The sequence below is a fragment of the Paenibacillus dendritiformis genome (assembly GCF_015845845.1).
In the GTDB taxonomy this organism is placed as follows: domain Bacteria; phylum Bacillota; class Bacilli; order Paenibacillales; family Paenibacillaceae; genus Paenibacillus_B; species Paenibacillus_B dendritiformis_C.
Map to the genome: position 1 here is coordinate 26,581 of NZ_LDIG01000215.1, position 6,470 is coordinate 33,050.

Annotated in this window: 8 protein-coding genes and 1 pseudogene; 2 read left to right on the forward strand and 7 right to left on the reverse strand. The window is 55.2% G+C overall.

Annotated elements, in window-relative coordinates; translation table 11 throughout:
• Nucleotides 1-6 precede the first annotated feature (6 nt).
• Nucleotides 7-837, reverse strand: a complete 831-nt coding sequence (locus tag ABD76_RS21745) for a VanW family protein (protein ID WP_197259180.1) — start codon at nucleotides 835-837, stop codon at nucleotides 7-9.
• Nucleotides 838-963: 126 nt separating this feature from the next.
• Here ABD76_RS21745 and ABD76_RS29780 point away from each other — a divergent pair.
• Nucleotides 964-1,140, forward strand: a pseudogene (locus ABD76_RS29780) (GNAT family N-acetyltransferase); the annotation flags it as partial.
• 98 nt (nucleotides 1,141-1,238) lie between these two features.
• Here the strand turns inward: ABD76_RS29780 and ABD76_RS21750 are convergent.
• The gene (locus ABD76_RS21750) at nucleotides 1,239-1,529 is read right to left on the reverse strand and encodes a TFIIB-type zinc ribbon-containing protein (protein WP_197259181.1); all 291 of its coding nucleotides are present in this window, start codon (nucleotides 1,527-1,529) and stop codon (nucleotides 1,239-1,241) included.
• Nucleotides 1,530-1,971: 442 nt separating this feature from the next.
• Here ABD76_RS21750 and ABD76_RS21755 point away from each other — a divergent pair, with 442 nt between their 5' ends.
• On the forward strand, nucleotides 1,972-3,192 hold the full coding sequence (locus ABD76_RS21755; RefSeq protein WP_197259182.1) for a GNAT family N-acetyltransferase: 1,221 nt from the start codon (nucleotides 1,972-1,974) through the stop codon (nucleotides 3,190-3,192).
• Nucleotides 3,193-3,312: 120 nt separating this feature from the next.
• Here the strand turns inward: ABD76_RS21755 and ABD76_RS21760 are convergent, their stop codons facing one another.
• The 5 genes from ABD76_RS21760 to ABD76_RS21780 form a co-directional block, all read right to left on the reverse strand.
• Nucleotides 3,313-4,116, reverse strand: a complete 804-nt coding sequence (locus ABD76_RS21760) for a M15 family metallopeptidase (RefSeq protein WP_242069711.1) — start codon at nucleotides 4,114-4,116, stop codon at nucleotides 3,313-3,315.
• Between the two features lie 182 nt (nucleotides 4,117-4,298).
• Entirely contained in the window at nucleotides 4,299-4,904 is a 606-nt protein-coding gene (locus ABD76_RS21765) for a 50S ribosomal protein L25 (RefSeq protein ID WP_197259184.1), read from the reverse strand.
• A 182-nt stretch (nucleotides 4,905-5,086) separates the two neighbouring features.
• A complete protein-coding gene (locus ABD76_RS21770) occupies nucleotides 5,087-5,329 on the reverse strand; it encodes a hypothetical protein (RefSeq protein ID WP_197259185.1) in 243 nt (80 codons plus the stop codon).
• Nucleotides 5,323-5,652 (reverse strand): heavy metal-binding domain-containing protein, encoded by a 330-nt coding sequence (locus tag ABD76_RS21775; RefSeq protein ID WP_197259186.1) that lies wholly within the window; start codon nucleotides 5,650-5,652, stop codon nucleotides 5,323-5,325. Before ABD76_RS21775 ends, ABD76_RS21770 begins: the two co-directional genes overlap by 7 nt.
• Before the next feature lie 131 nt (nucleotides 5,653-5,783).
• Nucleotides 5,784-6,470, reverse strand: a 687-nt coding sequence (locus ABD76_RS21780) for a transposase (RefSeq protein ID WP_197256362.1), incomplete at its 5' end; no start/stop codon positions are given.

Genomic DNA, 6,470 nt, shown 5'->3' on the forward strand with positions numbered 1-6,470 from the left:
CACGCGTCACCCGCTATTGCCGCTGCGCATCTCGGCCTCGGCCAGCAAGGGAGCGTACATCATCAGCGCATGGTTCTCGGCCGCCAATTGCTCCGAGATTTTCTCCCCGTTTCCGTTGAACTGCCGCCGAAAAATCTGATTATGCCGGACGTAACCGCCCCAATGCTCCTGGGTAATGCGGTGCCCCTTCTCCACAATCTCATACCGGTACGGATGAGGCGCCGCGCTTCGCCACCTTCCAATAAGCCTGTCCTTCTCCAGCGCAAGCTGAAGCTGATACGGCTCTTCCGTCGGATTGTAGATTTGCAAGTCCAGATAATTGTAGACACAGGTCGCGCCGCTTCCGAACGGCTGTGTCCGGTTCGAATCGGGAAACACATCATAGCTGTGCCGATGCCTCTCCGTCACCTGAAGCGGCGTATGCAGCGCGGTCCAGTAAATGAGGTTGGACAACTGGCACAGACCGCCGCCTATGCCGGTCTTGAACCCGCCATAGAACAGGATCATCCCGTCCACATACCCTTTTCTGCGGGTCGGCTTCCCGATGAGCTTCCAGTAGGAGAAAGTCTCGCCGGGGTGAATCACGATGCCGTTCAGCTTTTTTAGCGCGAGCTGCAGATTGATTTTCTTATTGTCCTGCAGCCATCGGTCCACCCGGGGCAAATTCCGGTACACGGGCGTCTCGTGCCGGAAGATTTCGTACGGCAGCAGGTCCGTCTGCTGCTGACCGGCATAACGTGTCCTGCCGAATATCCATTTCAGATGCCTTTTGCCCCGGAAATACATCATTCCCAACGTGATTCGTAGCTTTGATCTCGGTTTCGGCCGGGTTATCATCGCTTCCCCTCCCGTTTCAGCTTGCTTCGCGTTATGTATAATTCAGAGTTGGCACCAACATTGTAACATACGAGTGACGCTCATACATTTTGTGGAAGGCAAAAACTTGCGAATGAGCACATAGGCAACCGAATTCAAGCAGAGGTCATGCCTGACAACCAGGCTTCCAAGAAAGTTCTCCTGAAAAACGGTTTTGTAAAAGAGGGATTGCTAAGACAAGCTTCCTTATGGTCCGGTAAAGGAGTCATCGATTTGGAGATCTACGGGGTCTTGAAGGAAGACTGCGTGCATCATTCATTTTGAAAGGATACCCTTGAAATGATGTCTGAACGGCACAAAAACACAGGCCCGAGGCCTGTGTTTTGTCGTTCCGGGACGGTGAACCAGAGCGGTGAAGCTAATCAATCGAATAAATCGCCCAACCGGTCGAGCACCGTTTTTTTCTTGTGCGGCTTGTAGTGTGGCGGGCGGTGGCCCGAATCGTAATGGCCGTAATCGCTCTTATGCGGACGATGGTCGCGCTCGTCATACCATTCCTGATATTCCTTGCGCTCTCTTCGCACATCGGACATCAGCTTCTCCAGCTCTCCCCGATCCAGCCAGACGCCCTTGCAGCTCGGGCATACATCGATCGTTACGCCTTCCTTCCCCACCTCGCGCATCCGGACATCATTACAGATTGGACAATTCATGAGTCATCCCTCCAACAGATTTTTGATCGTATTCCCGTGTATCTTCTAAGTTGACATTCATCAAGCCGATAAGCCTCAACCGTGAGCTCCGCGTATCACCCCCCGACAGAATCTACAACGAAAAAAGGCCTCTACCGTTAGACGGTAAAGGCCTCGATGGATACAAAAAAGACCTCTACCCTGCTTATGCGGTAAAGGTCTTGCTTACAACGCTGGCGTTGCCAGTAAAGCCGGGGCGCGACGGGCCCGAAATGACGACTTTACTGTAGTAGCTACTCCCCTTCATTGAAGAAAGCGCTATTCGATTACTCCGATTATATATGTACCCGGGCAGGCATGTCAACAACCTGCTCAGGATATGCCCATTTCCGCATCCGCACTTATAAGATTGACCGAATACGCCGCATAATAACAAGAAGGACAAAATATGGAGGGACATGCGATGAGCCGCCAGAAGCTGCAAGACAGACTGAAAATGAAAAAGGTCGAACCGAAACATGGAGACCAATTCAATGACCTGCTCCGATATGTATTTCAAGTCACGAATCTTGATCTGCAGACGTTCGGCTGGGAGAACCGCGAGATCGCGCAGGCGAAGCTTCCCGTGCTGAAGGAGGCCGATGTGCTGGGCTGGTTCGACGGCGACAAGCTGATCTCCCAGTTGGCCGTTTATCCGTTTCAGGTCAATATTTTCGGGGAGATCTATGACATGGGCGGCTTGACCGGCGTAGGCACCTACCCGGAGTACACCAATCTCGGCTTAATGAACCAATTGATGCGCCAGGCGCTCGCGAATATGCGCGAGCGGCAGCAATCGATATCGTATCTGTATCCGTATTCGATACCGTTCTACCGCCGCAAGGGCTGGGAGCTCATTTCCGACAAAATCTCGTTCGAGGTCAAGGATACGCAGCTTCCCAAGCTCAAGACGGTGCCGGGCAGCGTGGAGCGCGTCTCGATCGAGCACCCGGATATTCGCGACGTGTACAGACGCTTCGCCTTGGCCCATCACGGGGCGATGCTGCGCAGCGATCTCGCATGGGAAGAATATTTGCGCTGGGATCTGGACGATCTCACCGTGGCGGTCTACTATGACGAGGATCAGAAGCCGCAGGGCTACCTGCTCTACTGGATTGCGGAAGAAGTGTTCCACATGAAGGAAATGGTGTTCATCGACAGCGAGGCCCGCGCGGGGCTCTGGAACTTCATCAGCGCCCATTTCTCGATGATTACGCGGGTCAAAGGCCATATTTACACGACGGAGCCGCTTGCCTTTCTGCTTGAGGACAGCGACATCAAGGAGACGATTTCCCCGTACTATATGGCGCGAATCGTCGATATTCAACGCTTCGTGAAGCAATATCCGTTCCTGCCCCAAGCGGCGGAATGCCAGTTGACCTTCACGCTTCACGATCCGATGCTGGAATGGAATCAGGGCAAGTTCACGCTGCGGGTCGATGAGCAGGGCCGGGGGGACTTGACGGAGGGCGGAGGCAGCCCAGCGGCAGCCTTCGATATTCAGACATTGACGACCATGCTGATGGGCTACAAGCGTCCGGCGTATTTGGCGCGCGCGGGCCGGTTCCAGGCGCAGCGGGCGACGATCGAGCAGTTGGAGAAGCTGATCGATCGCCAGACGCCCTATTTCTCGGATTATTTTTAAGCGCCGCATCGCCGCATTGGCCCCATCCCTTCCCGGGACGGGGCCTTTTACGCAACCGAATAATGCTTGTTGGCGAATGGCGGCGGCCGGACAGAACGGCAAGCGGGACGGCTTCCATCTTCAGTCGCGGCTAGCGGCTCCATAATACTCTTCCAGCGTCATTCCCTCTGCCGTCAACCGTGCGGCCAGCTCGCGGCCGACATAACGGAGATGCCACGGTTCATACTGATAACCGGTTATCTCCTCCTTCCCGCGCGGATAACGGATAATATAACCGAAGCGGTGCGCATGCGCCGCCAGCCACTTCGCTTCCTTCGTAGCCGCGAAGCAATCCTGCACCGCGCATCGGCCGTCGCTGCCGGACACATCGACGGCCAAGCCGGTCTCATGCTCGCTATGGCCCGGGGCGGCGCTGTATGCGCTTGCCCGCCGGGAGCCTTCCGTATCGACATATTGGCGGTATACGGCGGTCTGCGCGGCAGACGAGCGGTAAGCCGAGACGCTGGCCAGATAGATATGGTCCCGCTCGGCCGCGGCGAACAGCCGCTCCAGCGCCTGGGCCGCTTCGCGGCGCAGCCAATACCGCTTCGACTTCATTCCCGTAAGCGTCCTCACCTTCGGATAGATCAGATCGAGCGGCTCATATCCCGGAGGAAGTCCATGGCGCTTATTGACGAGAACCCTAGGGCTGTCCGCATCCGGAAGCGGACGGCTCGCCTGCTTGCCGGTTTGCTTGTCCCGATTGGCCGAGGACGGCGGGGCTTCCGCCGGACGGGCCTGTCCCGCCTCCATGCCGGCTTGTCCGGCCACGTGCAGCTCCCTTGCTTGCGTTGGGGCCGTTCGGGCCGAGGGAGCCTTGCAGCCGAAGCACAAGGTGCAGAACAGACTGCAGCAGAGGATGCATATGATAGCTTTACTAGACAAGTTCAAGGCTCCTTCCTGCATTCGCAATGCACTGCCATGCGAGCAAAATGATATCATTAGGTAGTGTGCACCATTTTGCCAGAACCATGAAATCTCCCGCGACAAAAGAAAAAGCGCCCGACCCGTAATCTGTCAGACGCTCTCTTTTTATTTTATTTATGGATAAAGGCCAATGCGCCAAGCTATTTTGCCGCGCTCTCGACGGTCTCCTGCTCCGTCTCCGCCGCCCCGGCGCCGCGCGGCAGGATAACGGAGGCCAGCAGCTCGCTGCCCGTTCCCGCCAACTGGATGCCCGCCGGCAGCTTCACTTCGCCTGCTGTCAGCTTGTCCCCGACATTCAGATGAGAAATGTCAACGGGAATCGATGCAGGCAGAGCGGAAGGAAGACCTTCGACTTCAAGCTCCACTTCCTGGGTCTGCAAGACGCCCCCCACCTTCGTGCCGGCTGCCACCCCTTGATAATCCAACGCGATCTTGACGCGCAGCGGCTTGTTCTCGGACACCTGCTGGATGTCGAGATGGATCCAGTTGCCCCAGCGTTCTTGCACTTCCTTGATAACGGCAGGAATGGTCTTGTCTTCAACCTTCAGGTGGAACAATTCGGAACGACTCGTACGCGCGAACCTATAGACTTCCTTCGCATCCAGATGTATGGGAACTCCCTCCATGGACGGACCGTAGACAACGGCCGGAATCCGCCCGCTCTTGCGCAAGCTCCGGGTGGAGGAACGCTTGAAATCCGTTCTCCGTTCAGCGGTAAGTTGAGAAGTATTGCCGTGTGCACTCATGACATAACAACCTCCTTCAATGTTCCCTATTGCTCACAGGAAGATGTGAAGTATAAATAGGGTTATAGATCAACTTACCCATTGCGAAGCGGAGTGAAACAGCTTATTTCTAAATTTTCTAAATATTTGATCTTTCCGTTGTTTTCTCGAATGGATCACCTGGATCACCGCCTTCACCACCTTCACCGCTTCGATTCCGCGGCTTCCTGCCGGTAATACCGCTTCCCTGTCGCAGGATGATAATACACCGTAACGCGCTGCCCGGTCGACGGATCGCGGAAAGTTTCCCGTGTCGGCATACTGCCGGCCGGCATCTCCTCCCCCTGCTCCTGATGCAGTCTGCGGTCCTTCTTCCTGGCGGCCAGCAGCAGGATTAGGAACAGCAAGAGCTGGAAGCCGAAATACGCCAGTACCCACTTTAGCATGGCGTCTCATCCTCCAGGATTACCGCTGTGCCATAAGCGACAATCTCGCTCATCCGGTTCCCCGCTTCCCCCGAATCGAAGCGCACCATCACGATGCCGTTGGCGCCCATCGTCCGGGCGTTGGCCACCATCCGATCCAGCGCCTGCTTGCGCGCGTCTTCCAGCATCTCGGTATATTGACGAATCTCCCCGCCGACCAGGCCTTTGACGGCGGCGGCAATATCTTTGCCGATGCCGCGCGACCGGACCGTCAGTCCGAAGACGGGGCCAATCGCCTCTTTCACTTTCCGGTTCGCGGGACGTTCAGTAGTGACGATGATCATGGGTTCGCTCTCTCCTTCTTTTCCTTTCAAGTTATAAATGATACGAGAGAGCCGGATGGATCGTTCAATTCGACAGAGCAAAAAATATTAACGTCATTAATTGGCTCAATCTCAAAATCAGTGCTTGACTATCAGCATATCAACCGGTGACGGTTGCATTCGATAAGAATACCTGCTTTATAACGATTGGGATTTCGCATAAAGTAATGGCGACGTTGAAACGCTTTAATGCGATTATGACGGCCTTCTACGGTCGCGTTTGTCCAGCGACATTGATGATAATTCACGATTTCCTCTTTCCAATTTCGCATCGTCCCCAGCGTGCTGCGTACCGTTGCATGGTCGATCTGATCGCCTTGCTCGCACCAACGCTCAAATCCGAGTCGGGCAACAGCATAGCTGGGCGAGCGGTCATACCAAGTTGTGAAGGCTTCTTTCCACTCCCACACGCTGCGCAGAAGCGAAGAATAATTCAGTAGCGTTTCCAGTCGTTTTCTGCTTTCTTCACTCAGCGATTCCGCTGGAGGATTCAGCAAACGATGGTTCGCTTTCAAATACGCTCGCGCTCGCGGCGATAAGGTATGCTGAACCGTTTTTCGAACTTCTTGCACGCTTTCGATTACATAACCGTGGACATGAAAGCGATCTGCGATGCGAATCGCATTCGGGAAACACTCGCTGATCCAGGTATGGTAAGCCTGGGCCAAATCCATGACCACTGCTTTGGGATTCAGCCGAAGGAAGTCGGGATGCGCCTGGGCATAGGCACGCAATTCCTCCAGTTTCCTACCCGGCAGCAGATCCAGCATCGTTTCGCC